Here is a 20,388-nt window from a genome sequence, read left to right as displayed (position 1 = left end):
GGAGCCGAACGTGCGCACTGGACCCTCCGCGAAGGCTCTCGCGTCCTCGGTGTCATGGCGGCCGATGGTCTCCTCGTGGCTCGGGGTCGAGGTCCTCGCCGACGTCGTGCCCGTGCTCTCCGGCAAGATCACCTGGACGGTGGGCCAGGAGGTCACTGCGACGCTCACGATGACCGTCCCCGGGACGTCGGTGGAGAACGGCCGGACACGCTCGTGGCGACCCGGTCGCGACCCGAAGCATCCGCTCGCACGCTACGGGCAGAAGCTCGACGTCTCGCTGCTCGTCGACGGCTACCTGCTGCGCCTCGGCCGGTTCGGTATCCAGGACTGGAAGGACGGCGACGGCGGCGAAATCGAGGTCTCGGGCGCGGGCATCCTGCAGAACGCGTCCGACGATCGGCTCATCGTCCCGACGGGGCCGCGCGACAACGGCACCCTCAAGTCGGAGTTCGCACGCCTGACGCCGGACTACATGACCGTGCAATTCGATGCCTCGCTGGTCGACCGTGCGTGCCCGAAAGCGATGGAGTGGGACGAGGAGCGCCTCAAGGCTCTCTACGAAATCGCGGACGCGTGGCCGGCACGGCTGCGTGAGGACGCGTGGGGCGGCATCCAGGTGCTGCCGCCCCTGCCCGAGACCCCCGTACCGGTCATGTCGTTCACGGACGGCGAGGGCGGGACGCTCATCAGTGCTCCCACGGAGGACACGCGCGAGGGCTCGTACAACGTGTTCGTGGCGCGGTCCTCAGCGGACGGTGTCGAAGCTCAGGCCGTCGCCGCCGTCGAGGGCGGGCCGATGGCTGCCTCCGGCGAGTATCGGCCCGTACCGACCTTCTGGTCGTCGCCGCTGCTCGCGAACGAGGCGCAGTGCCTCGCAGCGGCGCAGACCAGGCGATCGAACTCGACCCGGCAGTCGATCGTGCGCCGCGTCGAGCTCGTGCCGGATCCGCGCATCGAGATCGACGACGCCGTGGAGCTGATCGTCGATAAGGACACCGACGACCAGGTCGTCGACTGGGGATACGTGATCGGCGTCGAGCTGCCGCTGACCGTCACCGACGGCCCCATGCAGATGGACGTTGCGACGTTCTGAGGAGGTCGTGATGCCCTCGAACCTCGATCTATTCGGGCTCGCCGACCCCCTCCCCGATGGGCTTACTCCGGGTACGGACTCCGGCGCGCTCGTGACCGGCCGGCTGCTCGGCCTCGATATCCCTCGCGGTCTCGCTCAGGTCTCGGTCGGCGGCTCCGATGGCCTGTGGGTGCCCGCGGACCCGGCGATCTATCCGCCGGATGCGCTCGTGCGGCTCCTGCGGTCGCCTCTCGACGGCGGCCGCATCACGATGTGCCTCGGCCCGCTCTCCCCTGGTGCTGAGCTCGCGTGGGGTCGCGTCGTATCCGTGAATGCGGCCGTCGGCCTGCTCAAGGTCGCCGTGCTCGGAACCGAGGTCGACCTCCCGTACAACCCCGGCACGTACAACGCCGGCACCTGGGTGCACGTGCTCCGCGCCCCGTCACGATTCGGCACGCCGTACTTCGTGTCGGGTCCGTCGGGGAACTACAACGGCGACAGCCCTGGCACACCGGGCGGCGGGGCGAGCAACCCCGGGTCGCTGGTGACCCGTACGGCGACGATCGTGCCCGCGTGGTCCGGCTCCTGGCGCTCTCGCTTCTCGACCTGGGATCAGTGGAACACGAACCGATACGGCGGCCGCTCGACGCTCTGGCAGGGCGACGGGTTCGGGTCGGGGCCGATGACCGGGCTCGCGGTCTACGGGGAGCGGGTCGTGAGTCTCGGCGCCGCGGAGATCCTGTCGATCGGCGTGTCGGTGTATCGGGCTGACAGCTCGGACAACATCGCGAAGGCGGCGGTGCTGCAGCCGTCCCCGCACGGTTCGTTCCCCGGTGGTGCCCCGGTGATCTCGCCGGCCGCTGCCGTCGCGACTCCCGGACTCCTGCCGAACGGTGGCGCGTTCGTCATGCTCCCCGCGTCCGTCCTCGAGGGGTTCCGCACCGGGGCGTTCAAGGGCCTCGCGACCGTCGGGAGCGCCTATGCCGGGTTCTCCGGGACGCCTGAGAGAGCACCAGTCCATGCCGACGGTATGGCGCTCTCCGTGACGTACACCGTCCTGCAGTGAGGGGTCTCCGATGGACGAGCCGATCGACCAGCCCGCGAACGACGGGATTTATACCGAGTGCCCCGTCTGCGGCGCGCTCGTCGCCAACCAGGGAACACACGATGCGTGGCATGCGTCACGCGAGGAGGAGGTGAGCGATGCCCACGCAGAACGCTCGTAAGCACGTCGTCCCGACCGGGGGCGAGCAGTCGATCTCGCGCGCCACGATCTATCAGGCGTTCGCGAACTCGATCCACGACGTCGTCCCGGTCGCCAACACGACCGAGCGCGGCCAGGTCGTCGCAGCACTGACCGCTGCAGGGCTCCCACCCTCGGCGGCGAATCCCCTCATCGTCTACCGCGCCGATGCTCCCGGGCTCCACAAGCTCGAGATCAACACGGGCGGTGCGCTGTGGCTCGGAGCCGACGGATCGATGCGGTTCGCGGACTCGGCCGCCCTGGACACCTGGACGGCCACGAATCCGGGGCTCCTGGTCGCGGGCGATCGGGCATGGGTCGGCAGCCTCTCGTACGTATACACCGGCACGCAGTGGCTCATCGCACCTGGTCAGCAGCTCGGGTACATGGTGTCGAGCACGTCAAGCGGTGTCATCAACTCTCAGCTCGGAACCGTCGTCTCGACGCCGAAGCTGCCCGTGAACCAGCCGTTGAAGATCTTCTGCAGTCGGGTCTCGGGGTCCGCGAGCGCCGCGGGTCCGATCGCGTATGCGATGGCGATGCGGAACAACGCCGCTGACGTCACCGCGGCGGCGAACGACCGGTCAGTCGTCACGCGCGCGTACCAGAACGGTGGCGGTCTCGTCATGTCGATTCCCGGCGCTGTGACACGGTTCGTGACTTCGACGGCGGAGAAGGTCACCGCCGCGCTGTACCTCGGCGCGGGCGGGTGGATCTCGTTCGGGGCGGATCAGCAAGAGCTGTGGATCGAGTCGGCCTGATGGACGAGGAGGCGAACGTGGATGCAATCCCGGATGCCGAGAAGCTCCGCGAGCTGCTGGCAGCGGAGGGCGGCGCCGACGTCGCGCTGATCGAGGTGGAGGGCCGCGCGCCGTTCTACGTCGGTCTGAACGACGACGGCGAGCTCGTGGAGGTGCATCGATCATGACGTACCGTCCTCGATCTGTCGTCGCGCTGCAGGGCGGTCGCGGCTGGCTCACCGCCGAGTCCGCAGCGTCGATCCATCGCATCGACCGGCGGATCGGTCACCTCCTGCAGATCACCGAAGCCGGTCGGTCGTTCTTCCGTCAGGACGAGCACTGGCAGGCATACCGCCGCTACCTCAACGGCGGGCCCTGGGCGCCGATCGCACTCGACCCGGACACGCCGAGCGTGCACCAGATCGGCGACGCGATCGACTCCGACGAGGCGCAGCAGATCCTCGCGATCATGGCGGACCACGGCTGGGTGCGCACGGTGTACCGCTGGGTCGGCGGGAAGTGGACGCTCGTCGAGCGCTGGCACTTCGAGCACTTCATCGAGAAGGACAACCACCGCTACGAAGGCGACCCCGCCGGCGCAGCATCAACCCCGGTCGTGCGACCGGATCAGTCCGAGGAGGACGAGATGCCCGATTCAATGTTCGCGCACGTCGGCGGCGTGCCGTCCTGGTGCTGGCTCAACTGGGCCACGGGACAGGTGTTCGCCGTGCACACGCAGGCGGAGGGCGACTGGGTCCAGAAGTACATGGGTCCGGTGCGCTCGAACTGGTGGGGTGACCCGATGGGCGACGCCTACTACCGGAACCGCCTCGCACTGTTCGGCATCCTCTGCCCCAAGGTGACGATCGAGCGCGGACACCTCTCCGACGAGGACTTCGCTCGACTCGAGCAGATGATCTCCGCCGGCGTGAAGGATGCGCTCGCGGGTGCGAAGGCGTGACGGCTCATGCCCGCGCGCGATCTGAGGAGGGGCGATGGACTGGTGGGTCGGACCTCTAGTCACGCTGCTCGTCGCGGTTATCACCGGCTCGGGCGTGTGGGCGGGAGTCCTGCTCACACGCCGGTGGCAGATGATCCAGCGGCAGGACGCCGAGCGCGCAGCCGCGGAGAAGCAGCAGCGCGAGACGCAGCAGCAGAAGCTCCGAGCGGTCAGCTACGCGTCGAGGCTTCGCGCGCACATCGAGCGCGGAGATCCGCCGCCGCCCGAGGACTGGCCGGAGGGCATCTATGACTGAGTCGAGACGCCGAAAGAAGTCCGGCATCGGTGCGCTGCTCTCGCTGCTCGCGCTGCTCAGCGCGTTCGCCGTCGTCGGTGTCATCGTCCTCGGTGTCGTCGCGTTCCAGCAGTCCGAGCGTGCTGCGCAGGCCGAGACCGCCGCTGCCGCTGCCGACGAGAGGCGCGATGCCGAGTCCGCCGAGCGCGGCGAAGCGATCGAGGCGCTGCGCGAGCAGGTCCTCGAGCTCGGCGAGGAGCCGGTCGTCGAGCCGGTCCCCGAGTCCACGAGCCCGACCGTCGTGAACGGCAAGGACGGACAGGACGGCGAGGACGGGTCCGACGGTCTCCCGGGTCCCGCACCGACGCAGGAGCAGCTCCTGGCGGCGCTGCAGTCGTTCTGCGCAGGGAACGCGTGCCGAGGCGATCGCGGGGCGCAGGGAGAACCGGGCACACCCTCGACGGTCCCCGGTCCGGTCGGCCCGGTGGGACCCGTCGGTCCTGCAGGGCCTACGTGTCCGGCAGGCTCGACCGCTCAGCAGGTCTGGCTATCGGTCGCCGATTCGCAGTTCGGGACCTTCTCCCGACAGCCGGCGACGATCTGCCGTCCGACCACCACCGCGCCGGCACCGGCGCCGACCCCGTGAGGGAGGTGAATCCCATGAAGAAGATCCGTGACTGGCTCACCGACGATCGGCGCGTCTCGCTGCAGGCGTTCTTCGCCGTGCTCGGCGTGCTCGCCGTGCAGCTCGGCTTCGCGACCGAGGACACCACGGGCCTGGTGCTCGTGTTCACCGGTGCGCTGCTGCAGCTCCTGCAGGCGCTCCTGGCGCTCGCGTTCCTCAGACCGTCGGAGGCGGCCGTGTGGCTCGATACCATCGGCCGCGGTGTCATCTACGCGTTCGCTGCGGCCGCCGCACCGGTCGCCGTCGCCGTCGGTCTCCTCACCGACGAGCAGGCAGGCAGCATCCTCGCCGCCGTGTCGACCGCTCTCACCGCGCTGGCCGCTTTCCTCGCTGTCGTGAACAACCGCGCTCAGTACGCCCTGGCGGCCTGATCTGCGCATCGAAAGACCCCCACCTAGCCTCCGGGCCGGGTGGGGGTCTTTTCTGCGTCTCAGGGGCCGCCAGGCGCTCCGGCTACTCGTCGTCGACGAGCGTCACTGCGTTGCCCCATACCCAGCACCGGAACGTGTGTTCCTCGGCCCGGAACTCGATGCCGGCGGCGAGGGGCGTGGATCGGACGAGCTTCGCGTCGACACGGATTGACTCGGGCCCGAACCGGACCCACGCGCGCACGAGCTTGGGCCGCGGGTAGATCGTCATCGGCTGATCGCGCACCTCGAGCTCGCGGTCCGTCAGCGACTGCAGCGGACCGTGCTTCGCCGCCGCGATGATCGACTGGTGCTGCGATCGTCGGTCGAGCGCTGCCGAGAGGCGTGCGCCTGGGTTCCCCATTGCCGGTGTGTCCTTCCTCCGGCCGAGAGCGTCGAGTCTACTGCGCGGCGCCGACGTCGCGGCATCAGCAGCACACGTCGGCGATCGCCACACGACGTATCCGGATCCGCGACGCGTGCTTCCTGCAGGAGCGACGCGTCGTGCGCGGCCGCGAACACTGAGAAGCCCCTCCCGCACCCCAGATGCGTGGAGGGGCTTCTCGCGCGTCCCCAGCGCGCGCTCCGCAGCGGCTACGCCGCGCGGCGCTGTTCGGCGAGGTAGCGCACCAGCCGAGGGCGCTCTTCCCACCGTTCGCAGTGTCGAACGTGTGCGCGGAGCTGACGAACTCGCCACGGCGCTCCGCACTTCGGGCAGTCGGGCTGACGTCGCTCGGTCATCACGCGGCCTTCCTTCCGGAGTGAGTCGGGATCGTCCTCGGAGGTAGCACGCTGAGCGCCTCACGCTCGTCCTCGTCGAGGACCAGCGTGTACTGCTGGGTGTGCGCGAGGGAGGCGTGTCGCATGAGCTCCTGGACGGCTCTGATGTTCGCGCGGCCTCGCACCAGCTCGGTCCCGAAGCTGTGGCGCAGCGAGTGCCCCGTGAGGCGCTTGTCGACGATCCCTGCTCGATCGCGGGCGTCGGTCATCAGGTCGCTGACGGACTGTCCCTTGATGTGGCCGTCGCGCCCGCCGCGCGCGGGGAACCACCAGCCCTCGTTCATCGTCGGCGCGAGGTCGCGGATCACATCGTGCAGCGGCAGGTAGTCGGTGCGACCTCCTTTGCCGAGGACCTTCATCGTGCCGCTCTCGAGGTCGACGTCGTCGGAGTGCACGGCGGCGATCTCCGATGCACGCAGCCCCTGGTACGCGCCGAGCAGGATCATCGCCCGGGTGCGCTTGTATGCGCCCGTCGACAGCATCCGGTCGATCTGCTCCTGCGAGTACGGCCGGGGGCGACGCTTCGGCACGCGGACCACGGGAAGCCGCAGCGCGGGGTTGTCGGCGCGGAGCCCCTCGTCGTGCACGAACGTGTAGAACGCCAGGAAGGTCGCACGCGTCGTCGCGCGTGACGACGGCGCGATCTCCTGCCGGCCGATGTCGCGGCGCATGTGGAACACGGTCGCGGTGAGCAGGTCGGTCTCCTGGCGCGCGGCGAACGCGCGCAGGATCGACTCTCGCGTGCGGATCGTTCGGACCGCTCGGTTGCCGCTGCGCTGGTAGTCGGCGAACGCCTCGAGCAGATCTGTATCGTTCATCATTTCCCCCTCGGAAATAGCTGTTGCCTCGACCGTATGGACGGCGGCGAGCGCCTCGCGACGACCGCCGCGCCCAGACTCCACCGCGATTCCCGGTGTGTGTCGTTCACGGGGCGGAGTGGCCGCGGCGCGGTATCAAGGACCGCTGCTGTCGCGTGGAGGTCAGGCGACGCGCTCGCCGATGGGGGTCACGGGAGCGAGAGCGGCGCGAGTGTGAACGAACTCCGCGGGGATCCTCGGCGTCAACATGCGGACGTTGGTACCGTAGGTCGCAGGTTCGACTCCTGTCGGGGGCACGGATACACGAGAACCCCCATCCCGTCCGGGTGGGGGTTCTACTGTTCCTACCCGCGCGGCCGGTGCGCCTTGCGGGCCAGCGCATCCGCGGCACGCACGAGTGCGAGGTGGGAGAACGCCTGCGGCGTGTTGCCGAGCTGACGCCGCGCGACCGGGTCGTACTCCTCCGACAGCATCCCGACGTCGTTCGCGAGGCCGCACAGCCGGTCCATCAGCGTCTCGGCCTCGTCGAGACGGCCGGTGCACGCGTACTGCTCGACGAGCCAGAACGAGCAGGCGAGGAAGGCGCCCTCAGAACCGGACAGCCCGTCGACCCCGGTCGCGGTGCGGTACCGGTAGACGAGCCCGTTCTGCACGAGGGTCTGCTCGATCCGGTCGACCGTCGCGAGCATCCTCGGGTCGTCGGGGCGGCAGTATCCGACCTGCGGGAGGAGCAGCAGCGAGGCGTCGACCTCCTCGGTGTCAAAGTGCTGCACGAAATGTCCGTCCCGCACGCCGCGCTGGTCGATCTCGGCCCGCATCCGGTCGCGCAGCTCTCGCCACCGCTCCACCGGACCATCGAGACCGTCCTCTTCGACGGCCCGGACACCACGGTCGAATGCGGCCCAGATCATGACCCGCGAGTGCGTGAAGTACTGCGGCTCCCCGCGGATCTCCCACAGCCCCTGGTCTCGCCGCTCGATCTGCTCGGACGCGAAGCGCAGAAGCTGCTTCTCCAATGCCCAGGAGAACGCCGTCTCGCGCACGCCCGCCGCCCGCGCGGCGGACAGCGTGACGACGACCTCGCCCACCACATCGGCCTGGTACTGGGTCGCGGCGCCGTTGCCGAGCCGCACCGGGCGCGAATCCTCGAACCCCGGCAGCTGCGGAAGCTCGCGCTCCGTGATGTCACGCTCCCCCGCAGGGCCGTACATGATCTGCAGGTCGGCCGGATCACCCGCCACGGCGCGCAGCAGCCAGGTGCGCCAGCTGTCGGCGAGGCGCAGGAACCCGTGATCGACGAGCGCCTCGAGCGTGAGCGCCGCGTCGCGCAGCCACACGTACCGGTAGTCCCAGTTGCGCTCCCCTCCGATGTCCTCGGGCAGGCCCATGGTCGCCGCGGCCGCGATGCCGCCGGTCTCGCGGTTCGACAGCGCGCGGAGGATCAGCAGGGACCGCACGACCTCCGCATGGTGCGGGCCGGTGTGCGCGATGCTGCCCGCCCACTCCCGCCACCAGTTCGCGGTCTCGGCGAACGCGGCGTCCGCGTCGAGCAGCGCCGGGACGTCGCGGTGCGAGGGGAACCACGTGAGGTGGAGGTCGCGCACCTCGCCCTCGCGGATCACGACGTCGCCCGTGTGCTCGTGGTCGTTCGGCTCCAGCCGCGCGCCACGGATGGCGACGGCATCAGGTCCCGCCATCGCCACGAGACACGGCTCGTCGTCCGTCCCTGTCTGACGCACCCACGGCATCGCCCGGGCATAGTCGAATCGCAGCGTGAGGTGCTGCGCGAACGTCATCTCTCCCCGGATGCCGACGATCCGCCGCACGACGTCCGTCCGCAGCCCCGACGCCTCGGGATCCGCGCCGACGGGCATGACGTCGTGCACCTCGGCGACCGCGTCGCCGCTCTGCCACCGCGTCACGAGCACGAACGTGTCGCCGTCGTAGCGACGCGTGCTCACGGCATCCACGTCGACGGGGCGAAGCTGCCACCGTCCGTGGTGCTCGTCTCCGAGCAGCGACGCGAACACCGAGGCGGAATCGAGGCGCGGCAGACACAGCCAGTCGATGCTCCCCGCGGTGGACACGAGCGCCGCCGTGCGGCAGTCGCTCAGCAGGGCGTAGTCCTCGATCCGTGCAGTCACCATCCGCAGTGTGCCACGAGTTCGCGGACGTGACCACGGGGTGGCGCAGGTCCTCGGCGAATGCATACCCTCGACGGCATGGCCAGCACGTCACGGACCCTGCTCATCCTCGGAGCATCGGGCGATCTCACCTCCCGTCTGCTTCTCCCGTCGCTGGGTGCACTGCTCGCGCGGAAGGCCGATCGCACCGTCACCGTCCGCGGCGCGGGTGTCGAGGACTGGGACGAGTCCCGCTGGCGGACGACCGTGACGGAGGCGGTCGGAGCGGACGCCGCCGGGCGCGTGACGATCGGCGACTACACCGCGGTCGACGTCACGGACCCGAAGGGCCTCGGTGCCCTGATCGAGACGGTCGGGCCTGGCACCGTGCTGTACTTCGCCCTGCCGCCCGCGATCACGCGCAAGGCGGTAGAGGCCCTGCGCGGAGTCGAGCTCCCGGACGACCTGGTGCTCGCGATGGAGAAGCCGTTCGGCGACGACGCGGCGAGCGCCCGCTCCCTCAACGCCGCACTGACCGCGCTGGTGCCGGAGGACCGGATCTTCCGCGTCGACCACTTCCTCGGGCGCTCGATGCTCCTCAATCTCCTCGGGCTCCGTCTCGCGAACCGCATGTGGGATCCGGTGTGGTCGGCCGAGCACATCGAGTCGGTGCTGATCCGCTTCGACGAGTCCCTCGCGCTCGAGAACCGCGCGGGCTACTACGACCACGCCGGAGCCATGATCGACATGATCCAGAGCCATCTGCTGCAGGTCCTGGGGCTCATGGCGATGGAGCCGCCGGCGACTCTCGGCGAGCGCGACCTGCGCGACGCGAAGGCCGCCGCGCTGCGCGCCACCCATGTGTGGGCGGACTCGCCCGCGACCGCGTCGCACAGGGCCCGCTACACGGCGGGAGCGGTCGCGGGGAAGGACATCCCCTCGTATGTCGACGAGGACGGGGTGGATCCCGAGCGCGCGACCGAGACGCTGGCCGAGGTCGTCTTCGAGGTCGCCAACGAACGGTGGGCCGGTGTGCCCTTCGTGCTCCGCTCGGGCAAGGCTCTGCCCGCCAAGCGCTCCGAGGTCGTGGTGACCTTCCGCCCCGTGCGGCACCTGCCGGCCGGACTCTCGCCCGCACCGCGCGACGGCGGGCGGTTGACCTTCGCGCTCGGCCCGGATCGCATGACCCTCGACGTGCACGTGACGAGCGGCGACGAGCCGTTCGACCTGCGAGACGAGGAGCTCGTCGCGGACATGGGCCAGGGGCAGCAGCGCTCCTACGAGGAGGTGCTCGACGAACTCCTCGACGGCGACGTCACCCTCTCGGTGCGCGCGGACGAGGCCGAGGACTGCTGGCGCATCCTGCAGCCGATCCGCGATGCCTGGGCGGCGGGCGAGGTCCCCCTGCAGGAGTACCCGGCGGGATCGGCAGGGCCTGCCGGATGGCCGAGTGCGGCGCCCTCCCCCGGCGGCGCCGACGCCGTCACCGCGTCGTGACGGCCTCCAGCACCGCGAGCACGAGCGGCACGGTGGCGAGCGCAGCGACCGTCTGCACCCCGGTGATCGACGCCATCAGCCGATGGTCACCACCCATGCGCCGCGCCAGGACGTAGGCCGACGGCGCGGTGGGGACGGCCGCGATGAGCACGATCGCCGAGAGCACCACGCCGTCGATGCCGAGCAGCAGGGCCGCCGCCACGGCGAGCGCGGGAAGCACCAGCAGCTTGAGGACCACGGCGATCCCGACGTCGAGCACGTCACGCCGGCGGAAGGCGAACGTGAGCGCCGCCCCGGCGATGAGGGTGCCGGTCACGAGGGCCGGCGCGGCGAGCAGGTCGAGCACCGTCGCGACGGGCCCCTCGAGCGGCAGCGCGAGGACGTTCACGGCGATCCCGATCACACAGCCCTGGATCAGGGGGTTCGTCAGGATCTCCCGCGCGAACCGCGGTCGCTGCTCGTGCACGCTCTCCCCCCAGCGTGCGAGCGCGGAGACGCACACCACGTTGACGAGCGGCACCATGACCGCACTCGCGATCGCATAGGTCGCGATCCCCTCCTCACCGTGCAGGGCCGCCGCGAACATCAGCCCGAGATAGGTGTTCACTCGTACGGAGCCCTGCACGAGCGACGTGAGACGGGCGCCGGTGATGCGCAGGATGCGTGCACCGCCCAGCAGGATGCCGAGGACGAGCAGCACCGGGACCGTCAGCGCGATCACGAGCGGCCCGATGGGCACCGCCCCGAGATCCGCGCGTCCGATCGAGGTCACGAACAGCACGGGCGTGAAGACCCGGTAGCTCATCCACTCCAGGCCCCGCCAGAAGCTCGGGTCGAGCGGGGCGCGATGACGCAGCGCCCAGCCGACGGCGAGCAGGACGACGACGGGCAGGATGGCGGTGAAGGCGAGAGGCACTCACCGAGGTTCGTGCAAGGAGTCAGAGCGTTTCAACCATGACAGTCGGAGGTACCGCCATCACGTCCGGGAGCGATGACGGTGCACGGCGTCGTAGTTGCCGCAGCGCGCGGAGCAGTAGCGACGTCGGCCGTTCCTGCTGGTGTCGACGAAGACGGCGCGGCACCCGGCGCGCAGACATGCGCCGAGGCGCTCTCCCTCCGACTCGACGGTGAAGATCGCGAGCCCTCCCGCCGTGACGGCCCGCACTCGCCCGACGACGTCGTCGTCCTCCGGTGTGAAGTGCAGATGCGGACGACGGCCGTCATGGGTCGTGAGGTAGACGCCGGTCGTCCCGACGGTCAGCAGGGCGTTGACCGCGACCGTGCGGGCATCCACGTCCTCCGCCGCGAAGACGGCGCGCAGACGTACGGCCCAGTCGTGCAGGAGCGCCGCCTGCTCGACGTCGAGCTGCGGCCGCCGGATGCCGTGCTCGTCGAGGAGCGCCTCCAGCGCGGGTCGGGCGACCTCGGATACGGCGGCGTTCACGAGGGCGGCCGACAGATGCACGCCGGGCATGTTGTCATGAGCGAACAGCATTGAACGATTACACCACGACGACATCCGACGTCGACGGGTGCGGGATCTCCGAGGTCGCCCGCGCGTCTCCGCGGCACGAGGCATCGCACGGAAGAATGGACGCATGTCCCCGAACTCCCGCCGGCGACTGCTCGCCTCGATGCAGCGGATCCTGCACAACGACCCGTCGCGCGTCGCGCACACCGAGATCATGCCGGTCATCGACGAGCGCACGGTCCCGCGCGTGCTGGACCTCGCGACCCGGATCGGCGAGGCGATGTTCGCGGTCGGCGCCTCCGCGCACGAGGTCACGCTCGCGATCATCCGCGTGAGCGAGGCCTACGGTCTGCGCGGTGTGCAGGTCGACGTGACATACAACTCGATCACCGTGTCGTTCCACCTGAGCGGCGAGGTGTGGCCCGAGACACTCGTGCGCGTGGTGCGCGTCGCCGCCCCCGACCACGCCAAGCTGCAGCGCGTCCAGGCGCTCGTCGCCGACATCGCCGACGGCCTCGACCTGGAGTCGGCGCGCACCGCGTTCCGGGCCATACGTCGGCTGCCGTTCCGCTACCAGCAGCCGGTCGTGATCGTCGCCCGGGCCCTGCTCGCGGTCGGCGTGAGCATCCTGCTCGGCGCCTCGCCGGTGATCGTCGGTCTGACCTTCCTCGCCGCACTCGTCGCCGCGCTCACCCAGGCCGGTCTCGCGCGCATCCGGGTGCCGCTGTTCTTCAGCCAGATCGCGGGCGGGTTCGTCACGACCGTCGTGGCGGTGGCGGTCTCGGCGCTGGGCGCGGCCGGGATCGAGCCGTTCGTCGGCATCCGCCCGTCCATCATCGTCGCCTCGGGCATCGTGCTCATGCTCGCCGGTCTCACGGTCGTCGGCGCGGCGCAGGACGCGATCGACGGCTTCGCGCTCACGGCCGGAGGCCGCATCCTCGACCTCACGATGCAGACGCTCGGCGTGGTGATCGGCATCCTCGTCGGCCTGGAGCTCGGCGGGCTGCTGGGCTTCACGATGGACCTCCCCGACGATCCCGCCCCGCTCGGACCGCTGCTGGGCGTGTTCGCGGGCGCGGTCATCATCGCGGTCGCGGTCGCGGTCTTCAACGGAGCGGGCCTGCGGATCATCCTCGTGAGCGCGCTCCTCAGCGCCATCACGATCGCGGGCTACCTGGGCGCGACCGCCGTGAACCTGCACCCCGCAGCGGCGAGCGCGGTCGGCGCGCTGCTGGCGAGCTTCGTGGGCGTGCTGATCGCGCACAACCTGCACGTGCCGTCGGTCGCGGTGACCACGGCCGCGATCGTGCCGCTCGTCCCCGGCGTGGCGGTCTTCCAGGGGCTTCTCGAGATGGTGCACGCGGGCGGGACGGCGAGCGGGGTCGTGGGCGCGGGCGGGTCGCTCATCGACGCCGCGGTGATCGGGATCGGTCTGGCTTCCGGGGCCTCTCTCGGCCTCTACCTCGGCACGCCCGTGCGCGCGACGCTGTCCAGCGTGACGAAGACCCGAGCGCGGCTCCGCCGCTGAAGTCGTCGGCAGGGCGTCCATTCAGGTGATGCACAACTAAGTTGTGCACAATCTTTCTCATGGCCGTGACCGATGAGATGGTGTGCTTCTCGCTGTACTCCGCCGCCCGCGCTACGACGCAGGCGTATCGCTCCCTCCTCGCGCCCTGGGGCCTCACGTATCCGCAGTACCTCGTGCTCGCGATCCTCTGGAACGAGGGCGAGCAGAGCATCAGCGCCCTCGGCGACGCCATGCAGCTCGACTCCGGCACCCTCTCCCCGCTGGTCCGCCGGCTCGAGCAGGCAGGCTACGTCGCCCGGACCCGCCGCGCCGGCGACGAGCGGGTCGTGATCGTGCAGCTCACGGACGCGGGGGTCGCACTGCGCGCCGAGGTCGCCCCCGTGCATGCCCGAGTGGCCGAACTCGCCGGCAAGGCCGACGACGAGGACCGTCGCCGCCTCATCGCCGAGCTCCGCGCACTCACCGCACTCCTGCACACCGTCGCCGACTCCGACGACCACGCACCGACCACCCGCGGTCGCTGACCGCCCCACCGGAAGGAATCCTCACGATGGATGCCCTGTACACCGCCGAAGCCCTCGCCACCGGAGCCGGACGCGACGGTCGCGTCGTGACCGCCGACGGCGGTCTCGCGTTCGACCTCGCCATCCCGAAGGCGATGGGCGGCAGCGGAGACGGCGCGAACCCCGAGCAGCTCTTCGCCGCCGGTTACGCCGCCTGCTTCCACTCCGCGCTGCAGGCCGTCGCGCGCACGCAGAAGGTCGCGATCGCGGACACCTCCGTCGGCGCCCGCGTGCACATCGGCTCGAACGGTCAGGGCGGCTTCGGCCTGGCCGTCGAGCTCGAGGTCGTGATCCCCGATCTGCCGCACGACGAGGCTCAGGCGCTCGCGGACGCGGCCCACCAGGTCTGCCCGTACTCGAACGCGACCCGCGGCAACATCGAGGTCACGATCACGGTCGCCGACGACTGACCCGCCTCTCCTCCCGCACCCGTACCGAACCGGAACGCACGCCCCATCCCACAAGGAGAACACCCATGCGCGCACTCATCCACCAGTCCTTCGGCGCCCCCGAGGAGGTCCTCGCGGTCGAGGAGCGTCCGACGCCCGATCCCGGCCCCGGCCAGGTCCGCCTGAAGATCGTCCTCTCCCCCATCCACAATCACGATCTCTGGACCGTCCGCGGCACCTACGGCTTCGTGCCGGATCTGCCTGCCGCCTCCGGCACCGAGGCGCTGGGCATCGTCGACGCGCTCGGCGAGGGTGTCGAGAACCTGAGCATCGGGCAGCGCGTGGCCACGGGCGGCACCTTCGGCGCGTGGGCCGAGTACGTCGTCGCCGACGCCGCCGGACTCATCCCCGTCCCCGAGGCGATCGACGACGAGACCGCATCGCAGCTCGTGTCCATGCCCTTCAGCACGATCACTCTGCTGGAGTTCCTCGGCGCGAAAGAGGGCGACTGGATCGTGCAGAACGCGGCGAACGGCGCCGTCGGCCGCATGCTCGCCCAGCTCGGTGCCGCACGCGGCGTGAACGTGCTCGGACTCGTCCGACGCGCGGCCGGTGTCGACGAGCTGCGCGCGCAGGGCATCGAGCACGTCGTGGCGACGGATGCCGAGGACTGGCGCGACAGGGCCGCCGAGATCACCGGCGGCGCGCACGTCGCGTACGGCGTCGACTCCGTCGGCGGCACCTCGGCCGGCGACGTCCTGTCACTGCTCGGCGAGGGGGGCACGCTCGTGGCGTTCGGCGCCATGCAGTCCCCGGTCATGGAGATCGCCTCCTCGGACGTGATCTTCAAGCAAGCGGTGGTGAAGGGTTTCTGGGGCAGCAAGGTGATCCCCTCCCTGGATGCCGCGACGCGCGGCGCGCTGTTCGGCGAGCTGATCCAGCGCCTCACGGACGGCACGCTCACGCTGCCCGTGTCCGCGGTGTTCGACGCCGCGGACATCCGTGACGCGGTCCTGGCCAGCGACACGGCCGGACGCGTCGGCAAGGTGCTCCTGAAGTTCTGAGCACACCCTCGGCGGGATTACTTGACATCGGCAAGTAATCCCGCCTACGCTGACGGTGCCCTCGACGACCCATCGATCACACCGGAGTGCGATGACCGACACCCTGCGCCCCACCGACACCCTGCGTACAACCGACACCCTGCGTCCAACCGATACCCTGCGCCTCACGTGGGACGAACCGGCCGACCGCTGGGACGAAGCCGTTCCGCTCGGGAACGGACGCATCGGCGCCATGGTCTTCGGCGGCTCGCGCACCCGGTACCAGCTGAACGACTCCACGGTGTGGTCGGGCACTCCGGACGGACCCAGGCGCGCCCTGGACGCCGTGCGGGCGCGGGGGGCGGGTCCCGAGCGCCTCGCCGCCGTGCGCGCGGCACTCGACACGGGAGACGTGCGCCACGCCGAGGACCTCCTCATGGCGTTCGAGGGCCCGTACTCGCAGGCGTTCCTGCCGCTCGGCGACCTGCACGTCGACATCCCCGGAGCGCGACCCGCCGTCCCGGCGCGGACGCTCGACCTCGACACCGCGACGCTCGATGAGGTCCTGCACCTCCGCGACGGCCGTCTGCAGAGGCGCTCCTGGGTGTCCGCGCCGGCGCAGGCGCTGATCGTCGAGATCACCGGCGACACCGCATTCGACGCCGTGCTCGACGTGTCCACGCCTCTGCGCGGAACCCCCGTCGCCGCCACGGACGCCCTGATCCTCGACGTGCAGGCGCCGATCGACGGCGCGCCTCTGCACGAGACCACGGTCGACCCCCCACTGCGCTATGCCGAGGGGGACGAGGAATACGACGCCTTCGCGGTCATCGCGGCCGGCGTCGACACCGACGGCGAGATCGAGGCCGCTCCCGGCCGCCTCGCCGTCCGCAGAGCCCGCCGCCTGCTGATCGCCCTGTCCACATCGTCGCGCGCCGAGTCGTGGTGGGCCGACGCCGACGGGGACTGGCGGACCGCCTCACGCGAGGCGATCCGGGACCGCGCCCGAGGACGAGCGGGGGCCGCATCCGCGCGCCCCGCCGCCCAGCTTCTCGGCGAGCACGTCGCGGATCGGCGACGGACGACTCATGCGCGGTTCGCGATCGGCAGTCGGCGTCACGGCGCCTGGAGCGTCGAACGGGATGTGCTCCGCGGCGACGACCCGCTGCTGCGCGCCACGGTCGCGGCCGAGTACGGCCAGTACCTCCTGGCCTCCTGTTCGCGGGCGGGCAGTCCCCCGGCGAACCTCCAGGGCATCTGGAACGCCGAGCTGAGGCCGGCCTGGTCGTCGAACTACACGATCAACATCAACACCGAGATGAACTACTGGGCGGCGCCGCTGCTGCTCGCCCCCGACGCGATCGAGCCCCTCATCGCCCTGGTGGAACGTCTCGCCCGCTCCGGATCGGACGTCGCTCGGCGCCTCTACGGGGCCCGCGGCTGGGTCGCGCACCACAACAGCGACGTATGGGGGTGGAGCCTCCCGGTCGGCGACGGACGCGGTGCGGCGAGCTGGGCGATCTGGATGATGGGCGGCGTCTGGCTCACTCACACGCTGTGGGACGCGTACGAGATCGGCGGGGACCGGGACCTGCTGCGCACACGCCTCTGGCCGCTGCTGCGCGGAGCCGTGGAGTTCTGCCTCGACTGGCTCGTCGTCGACCCCGACGGTGCACTGCGCACAGCGCCCTCCACCTCTCCCGAGAACTCCTACCTCGCACCGGACGGGCGACCCACGGCGCTCGGTCTCACCTCGGCGTCCGACCTCAGCCTCATCCGTGCGCTGTTCGCGCGCGCCCTCGTCGCGATCGACGACCTCGATCTCGACGACGCGCTCGAGGCGGAGGTCCGCGCGGCTCTGGAGCGCCTCGCGCCCCTCGGCATCGGCGCCGACGGGCGGCTCCTCGAATGGTCGGCCGACGTGGTCGAGCACGAGCCGCTGCACCGCCATCTCTCGCCCGTGATCGGCCTGCACCCGCTCGACATCGTCACGCGCGAGGGCACGCCCGAGCTCTTCGACGCCGCGGTCGCGCTGCTCGACGCCCGAGGTCCCGGCGCCATGGGGTGGTCGTGGGCATGGAAGATCGCCCTGCGCGCCCGTGCGGGACAGGGTGACATCGCCGCCGCGTTGCTCGCGGAGGCGCTGACGCCCTTCGACGGGGACGCGACGAGGCACGGTCCGGTCGACGGGTCCGAGTGGGGCGGGCTGCTGCCCAACCTCTTCAGCACGCATCCCCCGTTCCAGATCGACGGGAACCTCGGCTTCCCCGCGGCCATCACCGAGATGCTGGTGCAGAGCCATGGAGGCGCGCTGCGTCTCCTGCCCGCACTCCCCGCGTCGTGGCCGCGCGGCGAAGTGCACGGCATCGCGGTGCGCACCGGACTTCGGCTCGACCTCGCGTGGCAGGACGGACACGTCTCCGCGGCCGTGCTGCACAACCCCGGCTCCATGCCCCGTGCGGTCGATGTGACGACGGACGGGGGCACCGTGCGCATCGACGTTCCGCCCGCCGGCAGCGCGACCGTACCGGTCGCCGCGCCCTCCACCCCCGCGGAGGCTCCGCATGCACGGTGACGTCACGACGGTCGACGTGCCGACCACGCAGACCGAGCCCGAGGATTTCGACGCCTTCTGGGCCGAGACGATCGCCGAGACGCGCAGTCTTCCGCTCGACGTCGCCGTCGCGCCGCATCCGACTCGCCTCACGCAGATCGACGTGTTCGACGTGACGTTCCGCGGCTTCGGAGGCACCCCGATCCGTGCGTGGCTGCGCGTGCCGCAGGGCTCCGCCGCGCCGCTCCCCGGCCTCGTGCAGTTCTTCGGCTACGGCAACGGCCGCGGTCACGCGCTGCGCGACCTGCGCTGGGCGGCCGCGGGATACGCGCACCTCGTGGTCGACGCGCGCGGACAGGGTCACGGCGACACCGACGACGACCACGCCGACGGCGGACCCTCCGCGGGCGGGTTCCTCACCCGCGGCCTGCGGTCGCCCTACGAGTACTACTACCGGCGGGTGTACGCGGACGCGGTGCGCGCGGTCGACGCGCTGCGGTCACTGGATCTCGTCGATCCTGGGCGCGTGGGCGTGGTCGGCGCGAGCCAGGGCGGGGGCATCGCGCTCGCGATCGCCGGCCTGGTCCCGGACATCGCCGCCGCCATCGTGCAGGCGCCCTTCCTGTGCGAGCTCGATCGCGCGGCGACGCTGAGCACGGAGCATCCCTACTCCCTCCTGACGCAGTACCTCGCCGATCGACGCGGCGACGCGGCCGCCGCCCTCGACACGCTCCGGTACTTCGACGGGGTGAACCATGCGAAGCGGGCGACGGCGCCCGCGCTCCTCAGCACGGGGATGATCGACGGCATCGCCCCACCGGAGACCGTCCTTCCCGCCTTCACCGCCTACGGTGGCACGTCGACCGTCGTGCTCTGGCCGCACAACGGCCACGAGGCGGGAGGAGACCTCGACGAGGAGAACGCGCTCGCGTTCGCCGCCGAGCACCTCGCGGCGCGGGCTCCCGCCGCCTCGGGGACCGATTCGCTACGATAGCCGACACGAACCGAAGGATCTGATGGATCACGACACCGCCGCGCGCACCACGCTCATCCGCTCGGCGTCCGACGCCGGTTCGCGGGTCTTTGAGACGATCCTCACGCGCAGCCCCATCAGCAGGATCGACATCGCCCGGCAGACGGGCCTGTCGCAGGCCGCCGTCACGAAGGCGGTCGCTCCGCTCGTCGCCGCCGGCCTCGTCGACGCACCACCCGCCTCGCACAGGGACGGCACTCCCGGCCGCCCCGTGAGTCCCGTGTCGATCGTGCGGGAGTCGATGGTCATGATCGGCGTGAAGGTCAACGCCGACGAGATCATCGCGGTCGCCACCGACCTCGCCACCTCGATCCTCGCGAGCGAGCGGCATGCCCTTCCCGCGGACGATCCGCACACGGTGATCGACGCGATCGTCGACGTCGTCGCCTCGCTCGAGCGCGCGCTGGGCGACCGGGCCGTCGCGGTCGCGGGCATCGGCGTGTCGGTCTCCGGCGACGTCGACAGCTCCACCGGGATCGTGCGCGAGTCGAACCTCATGGGCTGGGCCGACGTGCCTCTCGGCGATCTCCTCCAGGAGCGGCTGCCCTGGCCCGCGACGGTCGAGAACGACGTGCACGCCCTGACGATCGGCGAACACTGGTTCGGAGTCGGCCTCGGCACCGCGTCGTTCGCGATCGTGACGATCGGCCGCGGCATCGGCAGCGGTCTGCATCTCAACGGCGAGGTCGTGAGCGGTGCGTTCGGGGTCTCGGGCGAGATCGGCCATCTGCCGCTCGCCGACCCCGCCCTCGTCTGCCCGTGCGGCCGACGCGGATGCGTCGAGGCGGCCGCGTCGACGTCGGCGATCGAATCGGCGGTCTCCCTCGCCCTCGGACGCCCGGTGGCGATCGCCGAAGCCGTCGCCCTCGCCCATGCCGGCGACCCGGACGCCGATCGGGCCTTCCGCGAGGCGGCGCGGCTCATCGGCACCGCGATCGCGACCCTCGTGAACCTCACGGGTCCCGAGGTCGTCATCATCGGCGGCGAGGGCGTGTCGAACTTCGACCTGTTCGAGAAGACGCTGCGCGACGCGTTCGAGGCCCACGCCTTCGGCACGGCGGTGCGTGCCCGGATCGTCACCCGGCCGCACACGTTCGAGGACTGGGCCCGCGGATCCGCGGCGACGGCCATCCAGGCCCTCGTGCGCTGAGCCGCGCCCGTCGCGTCGCGATCTGCGGCGCACGTCGCTCGCGCACGTCGCTCACGC

At 70.9% G+C, this 20,388-nt stretch carries 22 protein-coding genes; 17 read left to right on the top strand and 5 right to left on the bottom strand.

Translation table 11 applies throughout. The annotated features are described in order from the left end of the window. Positions 1–10 precede the first annotated feature (10 nt). The 9 genes from ACIPY8_RS07910 to ACIPY8_RS07870 are packed head-to-tail and all read left to right on the top strand — an operon-like array spanning position 11 to position 5,346. A complete protein-coding gene (locus ACIPY8_RS07910; protein ID WP_400816755.1) occupies positions 11–1,093 on the top strand; it encodes a hypothetical protein in 1,083 nt (360 codons plus the stop codon). A gap of 10 nt (positions 1,094–1,103) precedes the next feature. Further along, entirely contained in the window at positions 1,104–2,138 is a 1,035-nt protein-coding gene (locus ACIPY8_RS07905; protein ID WP_400816753.1) for a hypothetical protein, read from the top strand. Between the two features lie 10 nt (positions 2,139–2,148). After that, complete coding sequence (locus tag ACIPY8_RS07900) at positions 2,149–2,298, top strand: hypothetical protein (RefSeq protein ID WP_400816751.1); 150 nt, start codon at positions 2,149–2,151, stop codon at positions 2,296–2,298. After that, entirely contained in the window at positions 2,276–3,076 is an 801-nt protein-coding gene (locus ACIPY8_RS07895) for a hypothetical protein (protein WP_400816749.1), read from the top strand. Before ACIPY8_RS07900 ends, ACIPY8_RS07895 begins: the two co-directional genes overlap by 23 nt. A gap of 17 nt (positions 3,077–3,093) precedes the next feature. Continuing rightward, the gene (locus tag ACIPY8_RS07890) at positions 3,094–3,243 is read left to right on the top strand and encodes a hypothetical protein (RefSeq protein ID WP_400816747.1); all 150 of its coding nucleotides are present in this window, start codon (positions 3,094–3,096) and stop codon (positions 3,241–3,243) included. Next, on the top strand, positions 3,240–4,016 hold the full coding sequence (locus tag ACIPY8_RS07885; protein ID WP_400816745.1) for a hypothetical protein: 777 nt from the start codon (positions 3,240–3,242) through the stop codon (positions 4,014–4,016). Before ACIPY8_RS07890 ends, ACIPY8_RS07885 begins: the two co-directional genes overlap by 4 nt. Before the next feature lie 34 nt (positions 4,017–4,050). Then, positions 4,051–4,311: a hypothetical protein gene (locus tag ACIPY8_RS07880; protein WP_400816743.1), complete on the top strand. Its 261-nt coding sequence runs from the start codon at positions 4,051–4,053 to the stop codon at positions 4,309–4,311. Further along, positions 4,304–4,936 (top strand): hypothetical protein, encoded by a 633-nt coding sequence (locus ACIPY8_RS07875; RefSeq protein ID WP_400816741.1) that lies wholly within the window; start codon positions 4,304–4,306, stop codon positions 4,934–4,936. The genes ACIPY8_RS07880 and ACIPY8_RS07875 overlap by 8 nt, the downstream gene beginning before the upstream one ends. 14 nt (positions 4,937–4,950) lie before the next feature. Continuing rightward, complete coding sequence (locus tag ACIPY8_RS07870; protein WP_400816739.1) at positions 4,951–5,346, top strand: hypothetical protein; 396 nt, start codon at positions 4,951–4,953, stop codon at positions 5,344–5,346. A gap of 82 nt (positions 5,347–5,428) precedes the next feature. On the opposite strand, the gene ACIPY8_RS07865 is transcribed toward ACIPY8_RS07870, so the two are convergent. The 3 genes from ACIPY8_RS07865 to ACIPY8_RS07855 form a co-directional block, all read right to left on the bottom strand. Beyond that, positions 5,429–5,746 (bottom strand): hypothetical protein, encoded by a 318-nt coding sequence (locus ACIPY8_RS07865; protein WP_400816737.1) that lies wholly within the window; start codon positions 5,744–5,746, stop codon positions 5,429–5,431. A 376-nt stretch (positions 5,747–6,122) separates the two neighbouring features. Then, entirely contained in the window at positions 6,123–6,980 is an 858-nt protein-coding gene (locus ACIPY8_RS07860; protein ID WP_400816735.1) for a tyrosine-type recombinase/integrase, read from the bottom strand. A 344-nt stretch (positions 6,981–7,324) separates the two neighbouring features. Continuing rightward, positions 7,325–9,127: a glycoside hydrolase family 15 protein gene (locus ACIPY8_RS07855; protein WP_400816733.1), complete on the bottom strand. Its 1,803-nt coding sequence runs from the start codon at positions 9,125–9,127 to the stop codon at positions 7,325–7,327. Positions 9,128–9,202: 75 nt separating this feature from the next. Between ACIPY8_RS07855 and ACIPY8_RS07850 the strand changes: the two genes are divergently transcribed. Then, positions 9,203–10,600, top strand: a complete 1,398-nt coding sequence (locus ACIPY8_RS07850; protein ID WP_400816731.1) for a glucose-6-phosphate dehydrogenase — start codon at positions 9,203–9,205, stop codon at positions 10,598–10,600. Here the strand turns inward: ACIPY8_RS07850 and ACIPY8_RS07845 are convergent. Beyond that, positions 10,587–11,516: an AEC family transporter gene (locus ACIPY8_RS07845; RefSeq protein ID WP_400816729.1), complete on the bottom strand. Its 930-nt coding sequence runs from the start codon at positions 11,514–11,516 to the stop codon at positions 10,587–10,589. The genes ACIPY8_RS07850 and ACIPY8_RS07845 overlap by 14 nt on opposite strands. Positions 11,517–11,576: 60 nt before the next feature. Further along, positions 11,577–12,095: a CGNR zinc finger domain-containing protein gene (locus ACIPY8_RS07840; RefSeq protein WP_400816727.1), complete on the bottom strand. Its 519-nt coding sequence runs from the start codon at positions 12,093–12,095 to the stop codon at positions 11,577–11,579. Between the two features lie 103 nt (positions 12,096–12,198). On the opposite strand from ACIPY8_RS07840, the gene ACIPY8_RS07835 reads away from it, so the two are divergent. The 7 genes from ACIPY8_RS07835 (at position 12,199) to ACIPY8_RS07805 (ending at position 20,331) form a co-directional block, all read left to right on the top strand. Beyond that, the gene (locus tag ACIPY8_RS07835; protein WP_400816725.1) at positions 12,199–13,599 is read left to right on the top strand and encodes a threonine/serine exporter ThrE family protein; all 1,401 of its coding nucleotides are present in this window, start codon (positions 12,199–12,201) and stop codon (positions 13,597–13,599) included. A gap of 59 nt (positions 13,600–13,658) precedes the next feature. Next, entirely contained in the window at positions 13,659–14,123 is a 465-nt protein-coding gene (locus tag ACIPY8_RS07830; protein WP_400816723.1) for a MarR family winged helix-turn-helix transcriptional regulator, read from the top strand. Positions 14,124–14,149: 26 nt separating this feature from the next. Next, the gene (locus tag ACIPY8_RS07825) at positions 14,150–14,572 is read left to right on the top strand and encodes an organic hydroperoxide resistance protein (protein ID WP_400816721.1); all 423 of its coding nucleotides are present in this window, start codon (positions 14,150–14,152) and stop codon (positions 14,570–14,572) included. 65 nt (positions 14,573–14,637) lie between these two features. Beyond that, entirely contained in the window at positions 14,638–15,615 is a 978-nt protein-coding gene (locus tag ACIPY8_RS07820; RefSeq protein ID WP_400816719.1) for a zinc-binding dehydrogenase, read from the top strand. A 91-nt stretch (positions 15,616–15,706) separates the two neighbouring features. Continuing rightward, positions 15,707–18,169, top strand: a complete 2,463-nt coding sequence (locus ACIPY8_RS07815) for a glycosyl hydrolase family 95 catalytic domain-containing protein (protein ID WP_400816717.1) — start codon at positions 15,707–15,709, stop codon at positions 18,167–18,169. Further along, on the top strand, positions 18,159–19,142 hold the full coding sequence (locus tag ACIPY8_RS07810) for an acetylxylan esterase (RefSeq protein WP_400816715.1): 984 nt from the start codon (positions 18,159–18,161) through the stop codon (positions 19,140–19,142). The genes ACIPY8_RS07815 and ACIPY8_RS07810 overlap by 11 nt, the downstream gene beginning before the upstream one ends. A 22-nt stretch (positions 19,143–19,164) precedes the next feature. After that, on the top strand, positions 19,165–20,331 hold the full coding sequence (locus tag ACIPY8_RS07805) for an ROK family protein (RefSeq protein WP_400816713.1): 1,167 nt from the start codon (positions 19,165–19,167) through the stop codon (positions 20,329–20,331). Positions 20,332–20,388: the final 57 nt, after the last annotated feature.

The organism is Microbacterium sp. NPDC089696 (assembly GCF_044749125.1).
Taxonomy (GTDB): domain Bacteria; phylum Actinomycetota; class Actinomycetes; order Actinomycetales; family Microbacteriaceae; genus Microbacterium.
This window is presented reverse-complemented; position numbering and strand designations above follow the sequence as displayed.